Raw genomic sequence first — 23,862 nt, forward strand, 5'->3', positions numbered from 1 at the left:
GAGAAATATTGAATGTTAAATACGGTTTATATAGTAATGTGAAAATGTTTTTGCAAATCATATGAAAGTAATAGATGAATTCGAATATCAAGCGGAGAGGTTTGAAATGAGTCAAAAGAGTAGTCAAACAACCATTGCTGTGAATTTCCCAATAACTTCTTATGATAAATCTGAAAATTTAACATTCTTAGTAGATGAACTGGGTAAAGTGGAGCTGAAGGCAGTTAAAAAATAAATGGTAGAGAGAGCCTCATGCCTTAGACTGATATAGGTTTGAGGCTTTTTACTTTACCTAGGAGCAGGCAATTTTTCTCTAGCTTACTTTGGGCAAACTTGATTTAAGGCCTCAATAACATGATCTACTTCTTCCCACGAATGGATGGTTGCACCGGCAGCAAATGAATGCCCTCCTCCATTGAATTGCCGGGCAATTAAAGAGATAGGGATATTTCTTGAACGAATTCTGACACGGATTTCCGTCGGATATTCGATAAAGAACGCCCAGATTTTGTTTCCTTTAATAGAAGAAAGGGTGTTAACTAAATTTGAAGCTTCTACTCGGTCTACACCATACTTATTTAACAGTTCCTTTGTCATAATAAAGTAAGCTACCCCTTTATCGGTTACTTTGAAGCTCATAAGAATATCTTTTTGAAGCCTTGAAGAATTTTTAGTCTTTGTATTAAGGAGGTTATGGATTCTTTCTGGCTGAAAATTATAAGTTCGTAAGAGCGAAACCGTTTTTAAGGTCCTAGGAGAAGTATTTCCATTCAAGAAACGCCCTGTATCACTAATTATCCCTGCATAAAATGCTTTAGCTGCTTCTTTGTTTATTTTAAAATCCTCTGGAAAATTCAAAAATAAGTCAACAAGCATTTCACTTGCAGAGCTATAAGAAGGGTCAACCCAAGAAAGGTCACCGAATTGTTCATATTCGGGGTGGTGGTCAATTTTAATCAACATGTCCCCAAGTGTATATCGGGAATCACTAATGCGTGAAGTGTTAGAAGTATCGCAAACGATCACTAATGCGCCCTTGTAAGTTTTATCAGGGATAACTTCCATTTTACTAATAAACAACAGGCTATTCACTTCTTCTCCTACCACATAAACCTCTTTGGAAGGGTAGGAATGTTTAATTAGTTGTTGTAGACCGACTTGTGATCCTAATGCATCCGGGTCCGGATTAATATGACGGTGAATGATAATAGTAGAATAGTTCTTGATGGCTTCGACTATTTCGTTTTTAATATTTTCCATTTTGCCATCTCCCTTTGAATCATTAATTACCTCGCCGATCAATATTAAATTTTAAAAAATTTAAATAAGAAAAGAAAGCAAGTACTCTTGAATCATATTTACATATAGAAATAGGTACTCTAATCATCACATGTCACAACTATTAAGGCAATTCCAAACACCATAAAGATGAGTATAGAGAGATTTCAGAGTGTATTAGGAATGTCAATATTTCAAATTCATAATTAAACAGTTTAGAGGGGGGTACAATTAAATTAGCTATTATTAAGTAATGAACAAAATTATTGCAAAATTCAATTAATAGTTTTATACTTAATTTACCAAACCGATGACGGCAAGTTACCTTGCTGCAAAGCCGGCTTGGTTTAAACTTAGAATTTATAAAATTGACTTTGTTCACTTGATCTTCCTTTGCCGGTAGACAAGCCATGGATAAGAGTCAGTGAAACGTTCAATGTAATAACATTGTTGGTTTTGCTGGCTCTTTTTGTGTATCCCGACAGTTAGAAAGGGGTGATAAAATGAATGGAGCTTTGGATGGAGTCCGGATTATCGATGTATCCCGTGTTTTGGCGGGGCCGTTTTGTTCAATGATTCTCGGAGATTTGGGAGCGGATGTAATTAAAATTGAGCACCATGAATCAGGTGACGAAACGAGAGGCTGGGGTCCACCGTTTGCCCAAGGAGAAAGCGCTTACTATTTATGCGCCAACCGAAATAAGCAAAGCATGACTTTGAATTTAAAGTCTGAAAAAGGGAAAGAGATTTTCCGTAAGCTGGTGTCTTCGGGGGATATAGTGGTTCAAAACTTTAAGACAGGTACCTTGGAAAAAATGGGGATAGGTTATGAGGAATTAAAGGAATTCAACCCCCAATTGATTATGGCCTCGATCACAGGATTTGGTTTAACCGGCCCTTATAAAGATTTACCTGGCTATGATTATATCATTCAAGCGATGAGTGGTTTGATGAGCATCACGGGAGAAACGGATGGGAGTCCCATGAAAGTCGGCGTTGCTATTGCTGACATATTGACTGGTTTATATACATGCATAGGCATTTTATCAGCTTTACATCATAGGGAAAAAACGGGGGAAGGACAGGAAATTGATATTTCGTTAATGGATTGTCAGGTTTCTTCGTTAGTAAATGTTGCCAGTAATTATTTATTCAATGGAATAACTCCTGAGCGAATGGGAAATCAACATCCGAATATTGTGCCTTATCAAACTTTTCATGCAAGCGATGGAGAGTTAGTCGTGGCTGTAGGAAATGATGAGCAGTTCAGGCGATTCACATATGTTTTAGAAAGACCGGATTTAGCGGAGCAGGAACAGTTTAAGCGTAATGAAAATCGTTTGCTTAACAAGGAAGAATTAATACCGATAGTTGAAGATTTGTTAAAAAGAAAGACAAAAAAAGAGTGGAAAATGCTGCTTGATGACGCGGGGATTCCAAATGGACCAATTAATACTATCGCAGAGATGTTAGAGGATCCCCAAATAAAAGCGAGAGACATGTTGGTGAATATGGAGCATCCTACTGTTGAAAATCTGAGAGTAACAGGATCCCCCTTAAAACTTTCGAAAACACCTGTCACGATGAGAAAGCATCCACCCCTGTATGGAGAGCATACTGATTCGATTTTGGCTGGAATTGGGTATAAACCAGACGAAATAATCAAATTTAAACAAAATAAAATTATTTAGGAGGAATTTAGATGATGAATTTCGAATTAACAGAAGAGCAGCAAAGTGTGAAAAAAGTGGTAAGGAAATTTGTGGATAAGGAAATTATCCCATACATTCAAGAGTGGGATCGACAAGGACAGTTTCAACCTCATATTCTAAAGAGATTGGCAGAATTGCAGCTGATGGGTGTTTGTATCCCTGAAGAGTATGGTGGAGTCGGAATGGATTATAATACCCTCGCTATCGTTTGTGAAGAGTTAGAGCGTGGTGATACGGCTTACCGCACTGCAGTTTCAGTACATACAGGGTTGAATAGCATGACTTTATTGCAATGGGGAACTGAAGAACAAAAACAAAAATATTTAGTACCGCAAGCAAAAGGAACTAAGATTGGCGCTTTCGGACTGACTGAACCGAATGCAGGGTCTGACGTAGCAGCAATGAAATCAACGGCTAAGCGTGATGGGGATTATTACATTTTGAATGGATCAAAAACTTGGATTTCTCTCTGCGATTATGCGGATCATTTCCTCATTTTTGCTAAGACGGATCATGATCTTGGCTCCAAAGGGATTACTGCTTTTATTGTAGAACGTACTTTTGAGGGAGTGGAATCCAAAGCCATTAAAGGAAAATTAGGAATTCGCGCAGGAAATACAGGCGAAGTCTTTTTAACGGATGTAAAGGTTCCAATTGCGAATAGACTTGGTGAAGAGGGAGAGGGCTTCAAAATTTCCATGTCAGCATTGGACAGCGGTCGTTTTACAGTAGCTGCAGGTGCTGTAGGGTTAATCGAGGCAAGTCTAGAAGCAAGCTTAAAGTATTGCCATGAGCGCAGTACATTTGGAAAAGAGATTGGTAGGCATCAGCTTGTTCAACAGATGATTGCTAAGATGAGCGCGAATCTAGAGATTTCCAGATTGCTGGTCTTTAAAGCTGGAACATTAAAAAACCAAGGCAAACGTAATACCAAGGAAACATCACTTGCTAAGTGGGTTTCATGTAATGCAGCGAACGAAGCAGCGAATGATGCGGTTCAAATCCATGGTGCCTATGGCTACTCGGATGAATATCCGGTGGAACGTTTCCTACGGAATTCAAAAGCTCCAGTCATTTACGAAGGAACGCGTGAAATTCATACTGTAATGCAGGGGGAATACGCTCTGGGCTTCAGACAAGATAAAGAACTACGTAAGCAATTGCCTGCATGGCCCTTCGAGCAGGTTTCCGTACATTAATTACAGACAGAGGAGATCAGATGATGAACACATATTTTATTGCAGGACATGCAAAACTTCCACAAGGTATGGCAGCGAGGAATGTATATGATTCCATCACAATCACTGTAGAATTGGACTTTAAATATGGTGTTATCGTTGATGCATCCTGTACCCTTGCTACAGAACATGGCAGGGAATACATTCGTCAACTACTTCGCGGTTATTGTCTTAAAGATGGTATCGAAGAATTGATTGATCGTGTGCAAATGTATTATCGTGGTAAGGCAGGTCAAGCGATTCATGCAGGGCTGAAGGATGTATATGCACAGTTCGAATTGGTCTCCGTTAAATAAGAATTAAAATGGATCGTGCCGGTCTTAAAGCCGGTAGGATCCTTTTTTTGACTGCATTGCAAGGTACGCACTTTCATTGTGCAAAAATAATGAAGGTGGTCCATGCCCCCCTAATTGGGCATGTGTTGAATTGCCGTTAATGCATATGGTAGTAATTCTGATTTCTACATTGGGTGATCGTTCATGAGATTTGACAGATTCTTTAGTAGTTTAAAAAAAGCTAGTTATATTTTTTCATAATAATAGAGGTGATAAAAAAGTATCACCTCTTTAAAAATATTTTCAACGTTCTGAAGTTGCCTCTTCTAAAGATTTCTCCTCAAAACATTCATACAATTAAAAGTTCCATCTACAATTATTTCGGAAGCAAATGGAAGGCCTTCTATGGCATCGCCGATTGTTGGAAGAACGTCGATCTCCGCAAGAACGCCGATTTCTGCTAGTACGTCGTTCAGTCCTGCAGGTAGATCTCCTTCTCCAGCAAGAGCCTAGTTGAGTCCTGCAAGTACATCTCCTTCTCCAGCAAGAGCGTCGATGAGACCTGCAAGTAGAACGGTTCCTGCTGGTGCGTCGGAGAGACCTGCAAGTAAACCGGTTCCTGCTGGTGCGTCGTTGAGTGCTACAAGTAGAGCGGTTCCTGCTGGTACGTCGTTGAATGCTACACGTGGCCCGATTTCTGCTGGTGCGCCGTGGTGAACGACGAGTACTCCGCCTTTTTCTATTCTTTTTCCTCGTAGAACGGGCTCTTGAACGAGGGTCCTGATACATGAAGTCGCTTAACCCAAAAGAATTAGCCCTATCCACCGCATTTTGTATATCACGAGAAATATTTGACATATATTTATCCTCCTTTTCCATAATAAACTATGTTGCTTGTACGTAATGTGCTATTGATTATCACAAAACCTTTTTAAAAAAATTAGTTATTTTTGTGGCATCCTTCGCTTTCTTTCATAAATTAAAATGAAAATGAAAGGGAAGGGTTATATGAATGCTGACAAGGAAATACCTATATATCAGCTTTTTATTCCACCTGTAAATTTAATGGAACTTCGTAGAGACATTTGGTGCAATGATCCGGTATGTGCAAAGTTAACAATAAACAGAAAAAAACTCGATATTGATATCGTTTACCGTGGCTCCCATATCCGAGATTTTCGGAAGAAGTCCTATAATGTAATCTTTTACAAGCCAAATACTTATCGAAATGCCAAAGAAGTGCATTTAAACGCTGAATATAAGGATAAATCTTTACTAAGAAATAAATTATCATTAGATTTTTTTGCAGATATAGGAACTTTATCACCAAGATCCCAATTTGTTTTCTTGAATTTGAATGGTAAGGACGAGGGGGTATACCTAGAATTAGAATCAGTAGATGAACATTATTTGAAGAATGGAAACTTGCCTAAAGGATCTATTTTTTATGCAGTTGATGGAGATGCTAATTTCTCGTTAATGAGTGATTTAGACAAAGGAATTAAACAATCTTTAGAATTGGGCTATCAAAAAAAATGTGGGACAGCTCAGGATGAATTATATTTACAAGAATTAATTATCAATATTAATACAATTCCAAGAGTGGATTTTGAAAAGGAAATTGTAAAATATGTAGATGTGGAAAAGTATCTGCGGTGGCTGGCTGGTGTCATTTTCACACAAAACTTTGATGGATTTGTTCACAATTATGCTTTGTACCGAAATGGAGACACTGGACTATTTGAAATCATCCCGTGGGATTATGATGCGACATGGGGGAGAGATGTAAATGGAAAGGTGATGGAGGAGGACTATGTTGGTATTAAAGGCTTTAATACATTGACTGCAAGAATTCTGGATATAGATACATTTCGTCAAAAATATCAACGTCTTTTAAAAGAGATTATGAACAATCAGTTTAACGTAAGATATATGGAACCTATTATTCAGGATATGTATAACCAAATCAGACCGTATGTTCCGAAAGATCCATATATTAGGGATAATATTGAAATTTTCGATAAAGAACCTGATTTCATCCTCAATTTCATAGAGTCACGGGCAAATTATATAACTAGTCAATTGCATACATTAGATTAATTACTTGTTTAACATTCACTTGTTTTTCCAATCGAAGTTGTAAGATATTGCGTATATTTTCTAGCTTTAGATGGAGGAAGGTAAATGGTTAAATTTTATTAAAAACGGCAGGTACGCTGAAAGAACAGCGTTCCTGCTGTTTTTCGTCATGATTCTATTTGCTTTTCTAATCTTTTAAAGCTATGTTTGATAGAAAGATATAATCTAAAGTATTATGAAGGATGGGAATACATTGAATAATCATAGCCGTTTGCCGGCATATATATATACCTTTACGTGCAGCCCAGATGAACGCTCTTTATGTAATATGGAGATGCGCTCGTTCTTCGGTTTAGAAGCATCAGTTAATATTTTGAAAAGTAATATTGAAATTGAACCGAGCAGAAGTCCGTTTATTAAAGGACGGGTCGAGGTGATGTACGAAGGGGAAAGCATATCCGAAATTGTTGAGCAGGTAAAAAATATTCACTTACCACATTCAACATTTAAAGTGTTATTTGTTAAAATTAATGATTTGGATAAAGAAGCAAAAATAGATTATGATGGACAACGTGAAATTGAACGGGAAATTGGCTGGCACATTCAGGGAAATGCCGATGTACGTAATCCTGATCAGGTCTTTGGTATTGTGCCACTTGGTGGTCGTTGGTATTTCGGGAAATATGTTAAACCGGAAGCTGTTTGGTTACATCATATGAAAAAGCCTCGTGAGTATTCAACAGCACTTAGCACAAGAGTAGCTAGAGCCATTGCTAACATTGCGGTTCCACATCCAGATGGAGTGAAAGCCATTGATCCATGCTGCGGCATTGGGACAGTGTTAGTGGAAGCCCTATCAATGGGCATAGATATTGATGGTCGCGATATCAATCCTCTTGTGACAGATGGATCGAGAGAGAATATTGCTTATTTCGGACTCGAAGGTGATGTAACAACCGGGCCAATCTCAGATGTTACGAAAAATTATGATGTAGCGATTATTGATATGCCTTACAATCTATATACACATGCGACTCCGGAAGATCAACTCTCAATCCTTAAACATGCCAGAAGCTTTGCTGACAAGGTGGTTGTCGTAACCATTGATACGATGGATCACATGATTGAAGAAGCCGGGTTTGAAATTGCAGATCGATGTGTGGCCAAGAAAGGCATTTTTTCCAGACAGATTGTTTTGTGTGTATAAGCTTAATTGGGAAGATAAAAAGGCTGAAATCTTTGTGGATTTCAGCCTTTTTGATTTTTACTTAACGTAATAATGAACCACATTTTTGATAATTTCCTTGTTGATCTTTTCCTGATATTCTAAGTAATCTAAATGACCAATAATTTCTGACATGACAAGCGGGAACTCTTTTACATATTTTTCTTTGTAAAAGGTTTTCGCCAGTTCATTACCCGTCGAAATTCCGGATTCTATTAAAGCCAAGATTTTTTGTGATTTTGACTCAATACTGTTGAGTCTTTTTTCAATTAAAGAACCGGGGTGTTCGATGATATTACCATGTCCTGGTAAAATGAGATTAATCTGTAATGATAAACACCGCTTTAATGAATCGATATGATCCACAAGCGTCAGCATTCTATTGCCGTTTTCATCAGGTTCAATCAAGGCGTTACTTGAAATATGTTCAATCAATAAATCACCAGCAAGCAGCCGTTTCTCTTTTTGGTCAAGGAAGGCTATTTGATCCGGGGCATGTCCGGGAAATTCGATTACTTCAAAGTTCAGCCATTTTTTTTCCGTGATTTCAATGATGTCACAATTCAGTCTTTGATCTTTATTATTATCAACGGCATTGAATAAATAGGCGACTTGTTTATCACCTAGTTCACCACAGCCCATTTGAAGGTAAAGCTGTTTATAAAATTCAATTCTCATACTTAAGAAGTCAGGATCCCGTTTTAAACGAGGAACGGATTTAGAATGGGCATAAACAGGAATCGGGTGGAGTGCAGTAATCCGGTTAACCAAACCTACATGGTCTCCATGGTGATGGGTTAACAAAATTTCTGTAATATCCTTAATGGTAAAACCATTTTCCTTTAATGTATTCTGTAATGCATTCCAGCAAACATCGTCATTCATACCAGCATCTACTAATGTTAAAGATTCATCCTGTTTTACTAAGTAAAAGTTTATGCTTTTCAATGATAAAGCACTTGGAGCCATAATTGGATAAATTTCAAGTAATGTATTAGTTTTCATGAACGTCGCCTATCCTCCCAAATTGAGATTAACTAAATAGTGATATTACTAATAATGAGCAAGTATATATAAAGGGTTATTAATCTATGATGAGATGAATGAAATGAAACTGTCAAGCGGAAACTTCCAAATGAAAAAGATTTTAATAGAGAAAATAACTGGTAATGGATGGTTTATTTATCTTGTTTATTTTAAAATTGAATAAGCATCTCAATAATTGAGCCAATATTCTTATAATTAGTTTTAGCTGTTGAGGTTTCATATCATGTATTTTTTATAACTAAAACTGAAGATGTAATGTATGTTGAGAGAAAGCGTTCTATAGAAAATAGAAAGTGTATAGGAGGGACTAGTTTGAAACCTAAGATCTATATTACAAGGAAATTGCCAGAACAAATAGTTAATAGGCTGAGAGGGAATTATCATGTCACGATGTGGGAACAAGAGGATATACCGGTTCCTAGAGATGTGCTTGAAAAAGAAATAGAAGAAATTGATGGGCTGCTTTGTTTGTTGACGGAACAAATAGATGAGGCGCTGATTGAAAAGGCGGTTAATCTAAAAATCATTGCCAATATGGCGGTTGGTTATAACAATATTGATATACATAGTGTAATAAAAAGAGGCATCATGGTCACGAACACGCCGGGGGTTTTAACGGAAACAACAGCCGATTTAACCTTTGGCTTGCTGCTTGCAACGGCAAGAAGGCTGATAGAAGCAGAAGATTATTTAAAGAGTGGACAATGGGAAACGTGGTCACCTATGCAGCTGACCGGGCAGGATGTACACGGTGCAACGATGGGAATCATCGGGTTAGGGAGGATTGGTGAGGCACTGGCTAAAAGAGCTAAGGGCTTTGATATGGATCTAGTTTATTTTAATCGAAGCCGTAAATATGAACAGGAAAAAGAATTAGGAATTGAATATCAGCCCCTTGAAAAATTGCTCCAAGTTTCGGATTTTGTCTGTGTAATGTTGCCGCTTACTCCGGAAACCACTTATATGATTGGCGCAGATCAGCTGGATTTAATGAAAGAGACGGCTGTACTCATAAATACGGCAAGAGGTGGGATTGTTGATGAAAAGGCGTTATATCAGGCGTTGAAAAACCGAGTAATTTGGGCGGCAGGATTAGATGTATTTGAAGAAGAACCAGTTTCATTGGATCATCCGCTGCTAACATTGCCAAATGTGGTTACGTTACCGCATATCGGGAGTGCCAGCATTGCGACAAGATTGAAAATGGCAAGCCTTGCTGCACAAAACTTGATGGATGGCTTAGCAGGTGATACTCCTCGTAATTTAGTAGTATTATGAAAATGACATGTGAAAAAAGGACTCCAAAAAAAATGGGGTCCTTTTTTGAGAGTGAAATATCAACCAAAATGCCTTTTTTATTAAAATCCTCCTGTCTCTAAACCGTCAATTTCTATCCCTCTACTAAAATCACGTGTGATTTTTAATTCATTATTTGTGGTGGATAAGGTTAGTTCTCCTTCTTTCTCATAAACTTTAGATGACTTCTCGTCATACACCTTAATATTGATAGACTGCTGTGTACAGGTTAATATGGTGCAAAGCAATTTGAATCCCCTCTTTATCATTTTAAAAGAGTGCTAAATAGAATTACTCGGATTATCTTTAACTTAAGGAAAGCATACTTATCGTAAATTGACTGGATTTTTTGTAAAATAAAGAAGATCACGTATTTTTTAGAAAAAACAACTTGTTAAAAGGGATAGGGGTAGTAATGATTGAATTGAAAGAAACAATTTCATCAGGTAACGAAATGACTAAATCCAAAAGGCTGTTGATGGCTCTTATGCTTGGTTCCTTTGCAGCGATTGGACCATTGTCACTTGATATGTATTTACCAGGTCTGCCTACGCTTGCTGAAGATCTAAACAGCAGTACGTCTTTAGCCCAGCTTAGTTTGACTGCCTGTTTATTAGGATTGGCGTTAGGGCAGATTTATCTAGGACCACTAAGTGATGCAAAAGGAAGACGGGTACCGTTAATCATTTCACTATCTATTTATTGCGTTTCATCTCTGTTATGTGCTTTTGCTCCATCCATTGAATTGCTTTTATTATTACGTTTTATTCAAGGTATCGCAGGAGCAGGAGGAATTGTCATTTCCAGGGCCATTGTTCGTGACCTTTTTTCAGGAACGGATTTGACAAAATTCTTCTCCATGTTAATGCTGGTAAATGGAGCTGCGCCGATTTTGGCTCCAGTTTTTGGAGGTCAGCTGTTACAGTTCACATCTTGGCGGGGAGTTTTCATAGTCATTTGTGTATTAAGTGTGCTTATGGTTGCCGCAGCATTTTTCGGTGTAAAGGAAACATTATCTCCTAATCATAGAAGTGCGGGAGGGGTAACCGATACACTCCGAACTTTTGGGAATTTATTAAAAGACCGTGTATTTATGGGCTATGCTTTTTCACAAGGATTCGTAAGTGCCGCAATGTTTGCGTACATTTCCGGTTCGCCTTTTGTTCTCCAAAATATCTTTGGTGTCTCTCCCCAAACGTTCAGTCTTATTTTTGCAACAAACGGAATGGGTATCATTATTGCCTCTCAAGTGACTGGAAGGCTGGCAGGTAAGGTAAAAGAGGAAAAACTCCTTCAAATAGGATTATGTCTTGCATTATTTGGAGGGATCCTACTTCTTTCATCTATCCTTCTCGAAATTGGGTTAGCAGGAATCTTGATAGCTTTATTCTTCTCCGTTTCTAGCGTTGGAATTGTCGGTACAACAAGTTTTTCTTTATCGATGCAGAATCAGAAAAAAACAGCAGGCAGTGCCTCGGCCTTAATTGGACTGCTCCCTTTTATATTAGGGTCACTAATGGCTCCCCTAGTGGGTCTAGGTTCAGGTGATTCACCCCTTCCGATGGGTATTGTGATGGTAAGTTGTCATGCCATCGCCATGTTGGCTTATCTAGTTCTTGCCCGCCGTGGGTTAAAGGGATTAGCATAAAAATAAAAAAAAAAAGCTGAATCCCTTTTATAGGGTTTCAGCTTTTTACCTTGTTTAGAAAGTACTCCTGATAAAAATCAGGGCTGCTTTTTTCAATTCTTATAACAGTGATTCCGCTCCGTCAATATAAACTTCCGTGCCTGTTACATGGGAGGACATAGCTGAAGCTAGGAACAAGACAAGGTCCCCTGCTTGCTCGGTAGTGCCGGCTTTTTTTGCAAGGGGCTGTGAACCTTCCGGGTATTCAATTGGGATTCTGATTTTTTTTAAGTTTTCATCTTCTGGGAAAGTGTTGTCGTGAATGTTCGTATCGATGGAGCCGGGACAAATGATGTTGACTCGGATTTTATATTTTGCCAATTCGAGTGCCGCCATTTTACCGAAAGCAACTTGACCAGCTTTTGATGAGCTGTAGGCGGAAAAACCAAAATTCTTGAAAAATCGGTTTCCATTGATGGAGCTGTTGATGACGATGCTGCCACCTGTTTCCTTCATATATGGAATGGCGTATTTGACAGTGAGGAAGGTGCCCTTTAGGTTGATGGTATGTGTTTGATCCCAGTCTTCTGGCTTTATGTCTTCAATGGGGGCTATCACACCGTTGATGCCTGCGTTGGCGAATACGAAATCAATTTTCCCGAAATGGTCAAAGGCTACCTGGTATGCCTTTTCAACTTGATCGGCTTTAGAAACATCGGTTTTGACGATTAAAGCCTCTCTACCAAGGGATTCTACTTCTTCCTTCACCTTTTCTGCATTTTCAACTGTCCGATCAAAAAAGACAATATTTGCACCGTTTTCAGCTAGCTTTAGTGCAGCGCCACGGCCAATTCCTGATCCGCCACCCGTAATTATTGCGACTTTATTTTTCATTAAATCTGTCATAAACTTCACACGCTCCTTTTTAGTTTTCTTTCCCGAATAGGTAGTATGTAGAAACATCATGGCAGTAGTAATATAGAAAGATTATAAAGGAAAATTACCTGAAAAATCCAATTTAAACCGTCGTTGGTCGTCATTTTCCTTTGTTTTTTAGTGAATTGTCTGTATATTGAGGACATAATAAGTTAGCTTGAAAGGGGATATGATGTTGATACGTTTAGGAGTAATAGGAACAAACTGGATCACTGAGCGATTTTTAGAGGCAGCAAAGCTTGTGGAGGAGTTTTCTTTAACCGCTGTTTATTCACGTACAGAAGAGAAGGCTAAGGAATTTGCCGGAAAATATGGAGTTTCTACGATATTTACAAATTTAGAGGAAATGGCCGCAAGCGATGAGATTGATGCTGTATATATTGCAAGTCCTAACTCTCATCACAGCAGGCAGGCAGTGTTATTTTTAGATAATAAAAAGCATGTGTTATGTGAAAAACCATTAGCTTCGAATGCAATGGAAGTTAAGAAGATGATTGACGCTGCCCAAAAAAATGAAGTGCTATTAATGGAAGCAATGAAATCAACAGTAATGCCTAACTTTGAAAGTATCGAGAAAAATATTAGTAAAATAGGTACCATACGGCGATTTTCAGGAAGCTATTGTCAATATTCATCACGCTATGACGCGTATAAAAAAGGCACAGTTTTGAATGCGTTCAATCCGGAATTTTCAAGCGGCGCATTAATGGATTTAGGGATTTACGTCATTTACCCACTTGTTGTACTGTTCGGTAAACCAAATAAGATTCAGGCAACAGGAACATTGCTTGAATCAGGGGCAGATGGACAGGGAACCATATTACTTTCCTATGACGAAATGGAAGCGGTCGTAATGTATTCGAAAATTACGGAGTCCAACCAGCCATCCGAAATACAAGGCGAACATGGCAGCATTCTCATTAATAAGATTTCCGGACCCGAAGCAGTGGATATCCATTATCGGGATGGTTCTAGGGAAAGTATTTCGGTTAAGCAGGACATGCCTTCCATGTATTATGAAGTTAAAGAGTTTGTTGAATTGATTCATCAGGGTAAAATAGAATCGGATAAAAATTCATTCGCGAATTCACTATTGACTATAGAAATCATGGATGAAGCAAGAAAGCAAATTGGCATCGTTTTTCCTGCTGACCGTTGATAAGCATTTAAATAGACACGGTCTTGGAAGAAGAGTATAAATGGATGTTACAGATATCCTTTAATTGGGTAGAATTTTAGTACATAGATAATATTTATGTTGGAGGAATGGATATGAAATGCAAAATTAACCGTAATGCAGCAAAAGTTTTACAAAATATGTTGAGCAGTGAAGAAGCCGAAGGCAAAATGATTCGAGTATATATCACGCATATGCATGGTGATCATGCTCACTATGAGATGAAACTTGATACGCCGACAGAACATGACGAAATTGTCAAAACAGATAAAGATATAGATATTTTGCTTGATTCACGTGAGGAATTTCTTGATGGGGTATGGATTAAATATTTTTATGTTCCGGAAGAAGGTTTTGAAATTACTAATCCTTCGAAAGAACCTCACGGGCATCACCACCATTAAGAAAAAAAGGGGAGAATGGCATGAATCAAAAATACGAAAAGATCTTTCAACCATATAAATTTTCTTCAGGGGTAGAAGTGAAAAACCGTATCATGATGGCTCCGATGACAACTTATTCTTCGGATGATCATGGCTTTATAACCGAAGATGAACTGGCTTATTATGCGGAACGCTCGGCAGGTGTTGGTGCGGTGATTACGGCTTGTGCTTATGTAATAGCTGGAGGAAAAGGGTTTCCAGGTCAATTTAGTGTAGATGACGATTTATTTATCCCTTCTTTGAGAAAATTGGCTGAGACGATTCAAGCTAAAGGGTCAAAAGCAATTTTACAAATATATCATGGTGGTCGGCAAAGTCCACCCGAATTAGTACCTGATAACCAACCTGTTTCCGCGAGTGCGATTGCTTCCAAACAAGATGCACCGGTACCACGGGAAATGTCGGAAAACGAAATTCAGGACGTTATTATGGCATTTGGAGAAGCGACTAGAAGAGCCATCGAAGCAGGATTTGATGGCGTAGAAATTCATGGGGCCAATACGTATTTGCTTCAACAATTCTTTTCACCACACTCGAACCGTCGTACAGATAAATGGGGAGGAACTCTAGGAAAACGATTGATTTTTCCGCTTACCCTTGTAAACGAAGTGGAAAAAACAGTGGCTGAGCATGCGAAAAAGCCATTTATTATCGGCTACCGCATTTCTCCTGAAGAAGGCAGCAATCCTGGAATCACTTTGAATGACACGCTCCAGTTCGTCGATAGACTAGCTAATCAAAACTTAGATTATCTGCATATATCGGTAGGTCATTTCTGGAATGGTTCATTCCGTGAGAGTGATAGGACAAAATCCCGAATCGTTAAAATTCATGAAAAGGTTGGTAATCGTATCCCGATAGTCGGAGTAGGCTCTCTGCACACACCGGAGGAAGTAGCAGAAGCTATGGAAACCGGCGTGCCATTTATCGCACTCGGTCGAGAACTGCTTATGGAACCGCATTGGATTGAAAAAATCAGGGCAGGAAAAGAAATTGAAATACGTACGACTCTTTCCAAGAAAGATCAGGATGAACTTGTCATTCCAGATCCACTTTGGGAGAAGTTGATTAATATAAAAGGTTGGCTTCCGGTAGTAGAGTAAGTGTAAAAAGCATTAGAAATATATAATACCTTAAACCCGTCCTCTCTTTATTGAGGACGGGTTTTTGTATGGGCAACTTATGCATAGATGGTCTCAATGGATTGGAATGTTCAGATTCCTTTTCCTGGAAAATGAGCATTCCAATAAGATATATGTTGAGGAAGGCAATTAAAATAGTATTTCGGCTACATTTGAACTTGCCTAAACAAATGATACGGGCATCCGTAGCTCATTTTGTGAATTAACCCAACAATCAGTATCCCTAGAGTTACAGATAATCAGACTTATTCCGTTCAAACGGAAAATATCTCTCTATTGGATAAATCAATTTAATATATGCCGAAGAATAGGCAATTAGTCGAACATTCCAATTCCCTGCATAGTAGTCATTACTTCCGGCTTCAAAATAACTAGTCTGGACGTATCGTCCCAGTTTGTAATATAAACGTAAAAATATGTAAACAAATGTTAACTTTACTAGTAATGTACAGTTCTACGTTTTACTGTATAATGTTGAACCGTAGTTGATAACCATGTCAAATAACTTTACAAAGGAGAATACAGATGACGATTATTTCTTCGGTTTTATTTGCCCCCCGCATGTTTGTTGTAAACAGAAAATATGTCCGTTGGAAGAAGTTACGTTCCCTCTATATATTTACTTAGCGTATACAATTATACGTATTTGAACGAGTAACTACTCTAAAAAGCAAGAATATATTCCGATAATTGTAGAGTTCAATCTTAAAAACAACTAAGGATGTGAAAATGAAGAGAATGATAAAAGATACGAGATTCCAAGGATATAACATGAGAGGTTTTCAAAAAGACGTTACGGCAGGATTGGTTGTAGGTATTGTTGCCATTCCTTTGGGATTAGCTTTTGCAATTGCGTCAGGAGTTGAGCCAATATACGGGTTATATACTACGATCATCGCTGGAATCCTCATTTCCATTTTGGGAGGATCCAAGTATCAAATTGGTGGACCGACTGGAGCTTTTGTGCCTTTGTTATTTGGTATTGTTATGCAATATGGATATGATAGTCTGCTAATTGCGGGATTTTTAGCTGGATTGATACTAGTTGTGATGGGACTTCTTAAATTAGGTAATTTGATGAAGTTCATTCCCCGCCCTGTCATCATTGGGTTTACAACAGGAATTGCGATAATTATCTTTTCTGGGCAGATCGCCAGCTTCTTCGGTATGAGGGTGGAAAAACATGAAACGTTTATGGACAACATGAGGGAACTGGTGGTTAAAGCAGATACGATTAATGTTTATAGTGTGAGTGTTGCGGCTATATGTTTTATCGTTATCTTGCTTTCACCGAGGATTCTGCCACGAGTGCCAGGACCGCTACTGGGTCTACTCATTTCCACAATAGCAGCCTACTATTTATTTCCCAATAAGGTTGCTACAATCGGTTCTACGTATGGAGCGATTCCAAGAGGATTTCCTGAATTTAAAGTGCCAGAGCTTTCAATGGAAATCATTATCACACTTCTTCCCGTTGCTTTTACGATTGCCTTATTAGGAGGCGTTGAGTCTTTGTTATCCGCTACCGTGGCAGATAATATGGGCGGTTCCAAACATGATAGTAATAAGGAATTGGTTGGACAAGGGATTGCAAACATTGCTACTCCATTCTTTGGGGGGATACCGGCTACAGGTGCTATTGCCAGGACGGCTACCAATATCAAAAGTGGTGCAGTCTCTCCAATGTCCGGAATCATTCACGGAATTGTCGTTTTGTTGGTTTTGCTTGTACTTTCTCCATATGCAGCGCATATACCTTTGGCAAGCATGGCACCCATTTTGATGTTTGTTGCATGGAATATGAGTGAAAGAAAGGAATTCGCTCATGTTTTAAAAACGAAAACAGCAGATTCGGTCGTTTTGCTAGTTACCTTTCTTGTTACTGTTTTCACTGATTTAATCATGGGAGTCGGAATTGGCTTATTGATTGCATTTGCCACCTTTATTAAAAAAATGAGCCACACATTAAAAATTAGAGAAAGAAATCATGAAGTTCATCATGAAATTGTTCCAAGCGATAATTTGGATTCAAAGATCAATGTGTATAATTTGGAGGGGCCATTATTCTTTGGTTCGATTGATGTCCTGGAGTCATCCATTTTAGCAAACTTGGATAATAAAACGAAAGTTTTGGTATTAAGTATGCGGAGGGTAACATATATGGATACGTCTGCAGAGGCTGCACTTCTGGCTATTGTTAATCGTTTAGGAAAATATAAGGGGAAATTAATCATTTCTGGAATTCAGCAGCAACCAAAGGAATTGCTGATCAGCACTGGATTATACCATAAAATAGAAAAACAACATTTTTTTAAATCGAAGGAAGATGCCCTTTATTTTGCCAAGAAGCAGTTGTATGTTAATTCGGATAAAGTAGTCTAATAGTTTCATCCTCGAAGTCACCTTTTTGGATTGTTATGTTATAGTAACGTTAACAGTAGATTTTAAAAGAAGGTGACTATCTGGGTGAATATATATCGGATTGGCCAGCTTGCTGAACTTGCGAATGTTTCGAAGAGAACCATCGACTATTACACACAATTAGGAATGCTGAACTATGAAAAAAATGGGTCAAGATATCGATATTATACAGAAGATGCTCTCAATCGTCTTCAAATGATTAATCGGTACAAAGAACAAAATATGCCATTGACTGAAATTAAGGAACGGTTACATGTCTGGTCAAAAACCACTGTGGTTTCTGGGCAGGTGCTCGTGAAAGTGGACAAGATATCATCAGATATCAAAGAACTGGAAAAAGAACTGCTTGAATTAAAACCGCTATTGGATCAGCTCGATGATCAGCAATTAAAATTTGCTGCAAAACAGCTGTCCGTTCGAGGAGGGTCTTTATTAAGCATCATTACTATGCTCACCTAAATATTTTGCCTCGATCAACAAAAAAGACCTGAATTGGTCTTTTTTTGTTTTGATTTAATAAATTTCACATCAGGGGAATCATCATTTTGAATAGATTTGTCCATTTTCATCTATCGTTATATGAGTGGATAACTGATTTAACTTGTTTATAATATTTGGTTAAAAGTCTTATCCATGAACAGTGGTTGTCCACTAATAATTTTGGCTGGAGTAATATTCGTGGTCGTATGCCCACTAATAGGAATGTCCACACAATTGCGTTTCTAATCCTTAAGGATGATTGGAACACCGGAATATGAAGTTGACTATGAGTAGAACATTTATTTGAATTATTTTTGGTTGAAATAGCCTTATAAATCTTTTTTCGATAAAGATGAAGGATATAAGGGAATGGAAAAAGAAGAACTTAAGTATCTATAAATATAAGAAGAGGTGAGAGTGTATGATTGGATCAATCGTAACGACGGCAAAAGGACATCTTCAAGGTACTATGGAAAACGATGTATGCGTTTGGCGTGGAGTCAGGTATGCGAAAGCGCCAATTGATGCTTTGCGTTTCCACTCGCCGGAGCCAGTTGAAAAATGGAGCGGTGTCTTGGATGCAGTGGATTTTGGTGCCGTTCCTCCACAGCCGATGGATCGGGCTGTAAGAACAGGAATGGCTGGCAATGAAAAAATGGATGAGGATTGCTTGTTCCTGAATATTTGGTCACCAAGAGCTGATGATAAGAAGCGCCCGGTCATGGTATGGATTCCTGGTGGGGCATATATAACGGGAGCTGGATCTATTGATATGTACAATGGACATTTGTTGGCTAAGAATGGAGACGTAGTCGTAGTAAGCATCAACTATAGGTTAGGTGCACTTGGATATTTGGATTTTACTGAGTTGACAGATGATGGAGAAACATTTGAAACCAACTTAGGCTTACGTGATCAAGTGGCTTCTTTGAAATGGGTGAAAGAGAATATTGAAGCCTTTGGCGGCGACCCTGAGAATGTTACGATATTTGGCGAATCAGCTGGAGGAAATGCCGTAACAACCTTACTTACTGTACCTTCAGCGAGAGGTCTTTTTAAACAGGCTATTGCAGAAAGTTCTGCTCCAACATCTGTTTACGGAAAAGCATTTGCACGACAATTCAGTGAAAAATTCCTGGATATCTTGGGAATTGGCAAGAATGAAATCCATCGATTAAAAACACTTCCAGTTCAAGAAATTGTCGCCGCCTCTTACCAACTCTTACAGGAAAACTCACAAGCTATGCCTGGTTCCCTATCTTTTGGACCTGTCGTTGATGGTGACTTCCTGCCTGATTATCCACTAGATTCGATTCGGTCCGGAAAAGCCAAGGGGATACCCTTGCTTATAGGAACAAATAGAGACGAAGCGACATTATTTGAACAAATGGATCCCCCTTTAATCCCAACTAATGAAGAGATGATTCATAAAATGTTCGAAAATACTGATCCAGAGGCGAAAGAGCGAATTACGAATGCTTATATGAACTTCCCTAAAAAGGAAGCGGCGCTTGGCATTGGCCGCGATGCGACTTTCCATATTCCTTCCGTTTGGTATGCGGAGGCGTACAGTCGTTTTGAAAAAACGTGGATGTATCGTTTTGATTATAAAACGCCGGCACTGCGTTTAAGCAAATTAGGGGCGACCCATGGAATGGAAATTCTATTTGCCTTCCAGACATTCGACTCGGCATTGGGCAAACGGATTACTTCTTATGGATCCAAGACAGCAGCGCTTAAGGTTTCCCAAAGGATTCAAGGTCATTGGGTTAACTTTGCGAAATATGGAAACCCAAATCCCGCAGAAGGGGAAATCTGGCCGAAATATGATGAAAACAACCACTACACTATGATTTTTGATAAAAAGGATTATATTGAAAAAGATCCTAACAGAATGATAAGGTTGGCCTGGGAGGGAGTAGGGATTTACAAGTGAAATATAGTGGATAGGAAGAAAGGACGGACAACATGGATATAAAAAATTTTATGTCTACGAAAGAGTATGCGAGAACTTTGGATCAGCAAGATGCCTTAGTTTCATACAGAGAGGAATTCTATTTGAATCCCGGAATGATTTATTTGGATGGGAACTCATTGGGACTTTTATCGAAGCGGGCGGAAAAAAGCTTAATGAGGTCATTGGAAGACTGGAAAAGGTTTGGGATAAATGGGTGGACGGAGGGCGCTGAGCCTTGGTTTTACTTTTCTGAGAGATTGGGAGAATTGAGTGCCCAATTGGTAGGGGCTGCAGGGGATGAAGTGATAATGAGCGGGTCAACGACAGCTAATTTACATCAGCTTGCGGCAACTTTTTTTGAACCGAAAGCTGGTAGGAACAAAATCATGGCGGATGAGCTAACGTTTCCCAGTGATATTTATGCGCTCCAAAGCCAGCTGCTATTACATGGACTTGATCCTGCGACACATTTAGTTCAGGTGAAAAGCCGAGATGGGAAATTCCTTAAGGAAGATGACATCATTGCAGCGATGAACGAGGAAATAGCCTTGATTGTACTGCCGACGGTCTTGTATCGGAGCGGTCAGATCCTTGATATTGAAAGGTTAACCAAGGAAGCCCATGCACGTGGGATCATTATTGGGTTCGATGGCTGTCATTCTATAGGTGCTGTTCCGCATTGGTTTGACAAGTGGGAAGTGGATTTTGCATTTTGGTGTAATTATAAGCATTTGAATGGTGGGCCAGGTTGTGTAGCTGGGTTGTATGTGAACCGTAAGCATTTTGACAGGAAGCCGGGATTGGCAGGCTGGTTTGGATCGAGGAAGGATAAGCAGTTCGATATGGAACATTCCTTTACCCAGGCAAATTCTGCAGGTGCTTTTCAAATTGGAACTCCCCATATATTAAGCATGGCCCCTCTTTTAGGTTCACTTGAAATGTTTGCAGAAGTGGGAATAGAGCAGGTTCGGTCAAAATCTTTGAGGCTGACGAAATATCTAATGGATTTAATCGACTCGGAACTTACTGATTACGGATTTAAAATTGGTAGCCCAAGGGATGAATCAAAAAGGGGCGGTCATATCATCCTTGAACATAAGGAAGCGGCAAGAATATGTAAAGCATTGAAAAAAGAGGCTATCATACCCGATTACCGTGAACCTAATATGATCCGACTAGCACCTGTTGCTCTTTATACCTCTTTTCAGGAAGTCTTTGAAACGGTACAGGTCCTTAAAAAAATCATGGACGGAAGGTTATATGAAAACTATGAAAATAAACGGGGAATCATTGCCTAGGATGGGAGAACCGTATGGAGAAAAATAAGTTGCATCGTAAGTTATCGTCAAATCAAATCACAATGATTGCCATGGGTTGTGCAATTGGTACCGGTTTATTTTTGGGCAGCGGCCTTGCGATTTCGACCGCAGGCCCAAGTGTATTAATCAGCTATGCAGCAGGTGCATTCATTGTCCTCCTATTGATGGGCTGTTTGGCAGAAATGACTGTAGCCTATCCAACATCAGGGTCATTTGGAACGATTGCTGAAAAATATATCAGTCCATTTGCAGGCTTTGTTGTGCGATATTCATATTGGATAGCGAATGTCCTTGCTATTGGAGTCGAAGTGAGTGCAATCGCCGTGTACATGAAATATTGGTTCCCTGATGTAGCTGGAAGTGTGTGGATTTTTCTTTTTGCTGCACTGCTTATCTATGTAAATGCAACGAGTGTCAATACATTCGGAAATTTTGAATATGTATTTTCAATGATTAAAATTAGCGCTATTGTTATTTTTATTTTACTTGGAGCATACGTGGTGATTGGCGCCGAACCCTCAAGTGGTATTGGGGTAGAGAATTATGTCAATGACGGAGGGTTTATGCCATTCGGGTTTTGGGGGCTTTGGGTTACAATATTTATTTCTCTCTTCAGCTTTTTAGGGACGGAATTAATTGCAGTGACAGCGGGAGAAGCAAAAGACCCCGATATTGCCGTGCCCAAAGCTTTAAAGGCAACTGTTTTCAGACTTGCTACTTTTTATGTACTGACAATCGGTCTTATGTTGATGATTGTACCATGGCAATATGCTGGAATCGATAAAAGCCCATTTGTAAAGGTAATGGAAATTTTGAATATTCCAGGAGCATCAGGAATAATGAATTTTATTGTGCTAACAGCCGCTCTATCTGCGATGAATAGCCAGTTATATGCTTCTACAAGAATGATATTTTCATTATCCGAGCAAAAGCAGGCTCCTGCATTATTTCAAAAGGTGAGCCGAAAAGGTGTTCCATTACGTGCCCTACTCATCTCTACACTGGGCATTTTTCTAGCTGCTGGTGTAAAAGTTCTGCTTCCGGATACTTCATATGCGTTCATGATGGGGATTTCGATGTTCGGAGCTATTTTCACCTGGTTTATGGTGTTTATCTCACATTTGTATTTTAGAAGGAATTGGGAAAAATCTGGAGGGCGGAAGTTGCCGGTGAAAATGTATGGCTTTCCATATTTAACGATACTAGGTGCATTTCTGCTGTTTGCTTTGACGGTATCGACTTGGTTCACTGGTCCATTTAAAATCGTTCTCCAGTTCGGTGTTCCTTGGCTGATCTTTCTTTGCATCGCTTATTTGTTAATGATGAAAATAAAAAGAACGTAAAAGGGAGAGAGAGTATGGATAAGGGACCGACTGATAAGAATCGTTTAGAAGAAGGAATGGTTACTGATTTTGAAAAGGATATGTCCTATGGGGACTATCTACATTTAAATCAAATTCTATCGAGTCAGCACCTGCTTTCCGGTCATCATGATGAGATGTTGTTTATTATCATTCATCAAACAAGTGAATTATGGATGAAACTGATTCTTCATGAATTAACAGCAGCAACAGACAATATCAAGGCAGGACGTTTGGAGCCTTCCTTTAAAATGCTATCTAGGGTATCAAGGATTCAACAACAACTTGTTCAATCGTGGAATGTTCTCTCGACCTTGACGCCATCGGATTATATGGAATTCCGTGAGAAACTCGGAAACTCTTCTGGCTTTCAATCATTTCAAAACCGGTTGATTGAATTTGCAATGGGCCAAAAGAATACGCAAATATTGACCGTTTTTCGACATCAGCCTGAACTTTATGAAACGATGATGGTTAATTTAAATAAACCTAGTATTTATGATGCTGCGATTGGGGCCTTGGCTGCAAGAGGTCTTCCGGTTGATGCATCCGTTTTGAAAAGGGATTGGTCTGAAACATATCGAATAAATGCCAGTGTGGAGAGTGCCTGGCTGACGGTCTACCGTGATGTTCATAAATATTGGGACTTATATGAGCTGGCCGAAAAGCTTGTTGATATTGGTAGTCAGCAACAATTTTGGAGATTCCATCATATGAGTACGGTAGAAAGAATCATCGGCCAAAGAATGGGCACAGGTGGTTCGTCCGGAGTGAGCTACCTAAAGAAAGTGGTCGACCAGCCATTTTTCCCTGAACTCTGGACACTGCGAACAAAGCTGTAAGCAAGAC

22 protein-coding genes and 1 pseudogene are annotated in these 23,862 nt (G+C 39.0%); 18 read left to right on the forward strand and 5 right to left on the reverse strand.

Annotation, left to right across the window (positions count from 1 at the left end; genetic code table 11):
• The first annotated feature begins 106 nt into the window (after positions 1–106).
• Positions 107–235, forward strand: coding sequence for a hypothetical protein (locus tag RE409_RS07110; RefSeq protein WP_274606908.1), 129 nt, complete (start codon positions 107–109; stop codon positions 233–235).
• An 83-nt stretch (positions 236–318) separates the two neighbouring features.
• Here the strand turns inward: RE409_RS07110 and RE409_RS07115 are convergent, their stop codons facing one another.
• A complete protein-coding gene (locus tag RE409_RS07115) occupies positions 319–1,260 on the reverse strand; it encodes a DHH family phosphoesterase (protein ID WP_309558769.1) in 942 nt (313 codons plus the stop codon).
• Positions 1,261–1,781: 521 nt separating this feature from the next.
• On the opposite strand from RE409_RS07115, the gene RE409_RS07120 reads away from it, so the two are divergent.
• The 4 genes from RE409_RS07120 to RE409_RS07135 all read left to right on the forward strand — a co-directional run bounded on the left by RE409_RS07120 (position 1,782) and on the right by RE409_RS07135 (position 5,220).
• Positions 1,782–2,969, forward strand: a complete 1,188-nt coding sequence (locus RE409_RS07120) for a CaiB/BaiF CoA transferase family protein (RefSeq protein WP_201181777.1) — start codon at positions 1,782–1,784, stop codon at positions 2,967–2,969.
• Positions 2,970–2,983: 14 nt separating this feature from the next.
• Positions 2,984–4,189, forward strand: coding sequence for an acyl-CoA dehydrogenase family protein (locus RE409_RS07125; protein WP_201183407.1), 1,206 nt, complete (start codon positions 2,984–2,986; stop codon positions 4,187–4,189).
• Between the two features lie 23 nt (positions 4,190–4,212).
• Positions 4,213–4,524, forward strand: a complete 312-nt coding sequence (locus RE409_RS07130) for a DUF3870 domain-containing protein (RefSeq protein ID WP_309558770.1) — start codon at positions 4,213–4,215, stop codon at positions 4,522–4,524.
• A 492-nt stretch (positions 4,525–5,016) separates the two neighbouring features.
• Positions 5,017–5,220: a hypothetical protein gene (locus RE409_RS07135; RefSeq protein WP_201181775.1), complete on the forward strand. Its 204-nt coding sequence runs from the start codon at positions 5,017–5,019 to the stop codon at positions 5,218–5,220.
• 63 nt (positions 5,221–5,283) lie between these two features.
• Here RE409_RS07135 and RE409_RS30640 read toward each other — a convergent pair.
• Positions 5,284–5,382, reverse strand: a pseudogene (locus RE409_RS30640) (CotG/ExsB N-terminal domain-containing protein); the annotation flags it as partial.
• A gap of 129 nt (positions 5,383–5,511) precedes the next feature.
• Here RE409_RS30640 and RE409_RS07140 point away from each other — a divergent pair.
• Both RE409_RS07140 and RE409_RS07145 read left to right on the forward strand, forming a co-directional pair.
• Positions 5,512–6,603 carry a CotH kinase family protein gene (locus RE409_RS07140; RefSeq protein ID WP_309559246.1) on the forward strand — a complete coding sequence of 364 codons (1,092 nt, stop codon included), beginning with the start codon at positions 5,512–5,514 and terminating at the stop codon, positions 6,601–6,603.
• A 232-nt stretch (positions 6,604–6,835) separates the two neighbouring features.
• Positions 6,836–7,789 carry a TRM11 family SAM-dependent methyltransferase gene (locus RE409_RS07145; RefSeq protein ID WP_309558771.1) on the forward strand — a complete coding sequence of 318 codons (954 nt, stop codon included), beginning with the start codon at positions 6,836–6,838 and terminating at the stop codon, positions 7,787–7,789.
• A gap of 57 nt (positions 7,790–7,846) precedes the next feature.
• On the opposite strand, the gene RE409_RS07150 is transcribed toward RE409_RS07145, so the two are convergent.
• The gene (locus RE409_RS07150; protein ID WP_201249875.1) at positions 7,847–8,812 is read right to left on the reverse strand and encodes an MBL fold metallo-hydrolase; all 966 of its coding nucleotides are present in this window, start codon (positions 8,810–8,812) and stop codon (positions 7,847–7,849) included.
• A gap of 354 nt (positions 8,813–9,166) precedes the next feature.
• On the opposite strand from RE409_RS07150, the gene RE409_RS07155 reads away from it, so the two are divergent.
• Positions 9,167–10,132, forward strand: coding sequence for a 2-hydroxyacid dehydrogenase (locus RE409_RS07155; protein WP_309558772.1), 966 nt, complete (start codon positions 9,167–9,169; stop codon positions 10,130–10,132).
• A gap of 80 nt (positions 10,133–10,212) precedes the next feature.
• Here the strand turns inward: RE409_RS07155 and RE409_RS07160 are convergent, their stop codons facing one another.
• Positions 10,213–10,398, reverse strand: coding sequence for a hypothetical protein (locus RE409_RS07160; protein WP_201181765.1), 186 nt, complete (start codon positions 10,396–10,398; stop codon positions 10,213–10,215).
• 167 nt (positions 10,399–10,565) lie between these two features.
• On the opposite strand from RE409_RS07160, the gene RE409_RS07165 reads away from it, so the two are divergent.
• Positions 10,566–11,798: a multidrug effflux MFS transporter gene (locus RE409_RS07165; RefSeq protein WP_201181763.1), complete on the forward strand. Its 1,233-nt coding sequence runs from the start codon at positions 10,566–10,568 to the stop codon at positions 11,796–11,798.
• Positions 11,799–11,897: 99 nt separating this feature from the next.
• Here the strand turns inward: RE409_RS07165 and RE409_RS07170 are convergent, their stop codons facing one another.
• Positions 11,898–12,683 carry an SDR family oxidoreductase gene (locus RE409_RS07170; protein ID WP_201183405.1) on the reverse strand — a complete coding sequence of 262 codons (786 nt, stop codon included), beginning with the start codon at positions 12,681–12,683 and terminating at the stop codon, positions 11,898–11,900.
• Between the two features lie 205 nt (positions 12,684–12,888).
• Here RE409_RS07170 and RE409_RS07175 point away from each other — a divergent pair, with 205 nt between their 5' ends.
• From RE409_RS07175 to kynA, 9 genes are all read left to right on the forward strand, one after another.
• Positions 12,889–13,872: a Gfo/Idh/MocA family protein gene (locus RE409_RS07175; RefSeq protein WP_201221627.1), complete on the forward strand. Its 984-nt coding sequence runs from the start codon at positions 12,889–12,891 to the stop codon at positions 13,870–13,872.
• Between the two features lie 113 nt (positions 13,873–13,985).
• Positions 13,986–14,294, forward strand: a complete 309-nt coding sequence (locus RE409_RS07180) for an iron-sulfur cluster assembly accessory protein (RefSeq protein WP_053345048.1) — start codon at positions 13,986–13,988, stop codon at positions 14,292–14,294.
• Positions 14,295–14,314: 20 nt separating this feature from the next.
• Positions 14,315–15,436, forward strand: a complete 1,122-nt coding sequence (locus RE409_RS07185; protein WP_201221625.1) for an NADH-dependent flavin oxidoreductase — start codon at positions 14,315–14,317, stop codon at positions 15,434–15,436.
• Between the two features lie 777 nt (positions 15,437–16,213).
• Positions 16,214–17,857 (forward strand): SulP family inorganic anion transporter, encoded by a 1,644-nt coding sequence (locus RE409_RS07190; RefSeq protein ID WP_309559247.1) that lies wholly within the window; start codon positions 16,214–16,216, stop codon positions 17,855–17,857.
• 84 nt (positions 17,858–17,941) lie between these two features.
• Positions 17,942–18,355: a MerR family transcriptional regulator gene (locus RE409_RS07195; RefSeq protein WP_309558773.1), complete on the forward strand. Its 414-nt coding sequence runs from the start codon at positions 17,942–17,944 to the stop codon at positions 18,353–18,355.
• A gap of 442 nt (positions 18,356–18,797) precedes the next feature.
• Positions 18,798–20,312: a carboxylesterase/lipase family protein gene (locus RE409_RS07200; RefSeq protein ID WP_201221624.1), complete on the forward strand. Its 1,515-nt coding sequence runs from the start codon at positions 18,798–18,800 to the stop codon at positions 20,310–20,312.
• Positions 20,313–20,344: 32 nt separating this feature from the next.
• A complete protein-coding gene (gene kynU, locus RE409_RS07205) occupies positions 20,345–21,631 on the forward strand; it encodes a kynureninase (protein WP_242486793.1) in 1,287 nt (428 codons plus the stop codon).
• Between the two features lie 14 nt (positions 21,632–21,645).
• A complete protein-coding gene (locus tag RE409_RS07210) occupies positions 21,646–22,995 on the forward strand; it encodes an amino acid permease (protein ID WP_309558774.1) in 1,350 nt (449 codons plus the stop codon).
• Between the two features lie 14 nt (positions 22,996–23,009).
• Positions 23,010–23,855, forward strand: coding sequence for a tryptophan 2,3-dioxygenase (gene kynA, locus RE409_RS07215; protein ID WP_201181753.1), 846 nt, complete (start codon positions 23,010–23,012; stop codon positions 23,853–23,855).
• Positions 23,856–23,862 lie beyond the last annotated feature (7 nt).

This window comes from Peribacillus sp. R9-11 (genome assembly GCF_031345095.1).
In the GTDB taxonomy this organism is placed as follows: domain Bacteria; phylum Bacillota; class Bacilli; order Bacillales; family DSM-1321; genus Peribacillus; species Peribacillus butanolivorans.

Bases quoted from the DNA above. Each gene is read 5' to 3' on its own strand.
- kynU (WP_242486793.1), top strand. From the start codon at position 20,345: ATGGATATAAAAAATTTTATGTCTACGAAAGAGTATGCGAGAACTTTG.
- RE409_RS07130 (WP_309558770.1), top strand. From the start codon at position 4,213: ATGAACACATATTTTATTGCAGGACATGCAAAACTTCCACAAGGTATG.
- RE409_RS07150 (WP_201249875.1), bottom strand. From the start codon at position 8,812: ATGAAAACTAATACATTACTTGAAATTTATCCAATTATGGCTCCAAGT.
- RE409_RS07200 (WP_201221624.1), top strand. From the start codon at position 18,798: ATGATTGGATCAATCGTAACGACGGCAAAAGGACATCTTCAAGGTACT.
- RE409_RS07125 (WP_201183407.1), top strand. From the start codon at position 2,984: ATGAATTTCGAATTAACAGAAGAGCAGCAAAGTGTGAAAAAAGTGGTA.
- RE409_RS07185 (WP_201221625.1), top strand. From the start codon at position 14,315: ATGAATCAAAAATACGAAAAGATCTTTCAACCATATAAATTTTCTTCA.
- RE409_RS07110 (WP_274606908.1), top strand. From the start codon at position 107: ATGAGTCAAAAGAGTAGTCAAACAACCATTGCTGTGAATTTCCCAATA.
- RE409_RS07120 (WP_201181777.1), top strand. From the start codon at position 1,782: ATGAATGGAGCTTTGGATGGAGTCCGGATTATCGATGTATCCCGTGTT.
- RE409_RS07180 (WP_053345048.1), top strand. From the start codon at position 13,986: ATGAAATGCAAAATTAACCGTAATGCAGCAAAAGTTTTACAAAATATG.
- RE409_RS07170 (WP_201183405.1), bottom strand. From the start codon at position 12,683: ATGACAGATTTAATGAAAAATAAAGTCGCAATAATTACGGGTGGCGGA.
- RE409_RS07165 (WP_201181763.1), top strand. From the start codon at position 10,566: ATGATTGAATTGAAAGAAACAATTTCATCAGGTAACGAAATGACTAAA.
- kynA (WP_201181753.1), top strand. From the start codon at position 23,010: ATGGATAAGGGACCGACTGATAAGAATCGTTTAGAAGAAGGAATGGTT.
- RE409_RS07210 (WP_309558774.1), top strand. From the start codon at position 21,646: ATGGAGAAAAATAAGTTGCATCGTAAGTTATCGTCAAATCAAATCACA.
- RE409_RS07190 (WP_309559247.1), top strand. From the start codon at position 16,214: ATGATAAAAGATACGAGATTCCAAGGATATAACATGAGAGGTTTTCAA.
- RE409_RS07115 (WP_309558769.1), bottom strand. From the start codon at position 1,260: ATGGAAAATATTAAAAACGAAATAGTCGAAGCCATCAAGAACTATTCT.
- RE409_RS07140 (WP_309559246.1), top strand. From the start codon at position 5,512: ATGAATGCTGACAAGGAAATACCTATATATCAGCTTTTTATTCCACCT.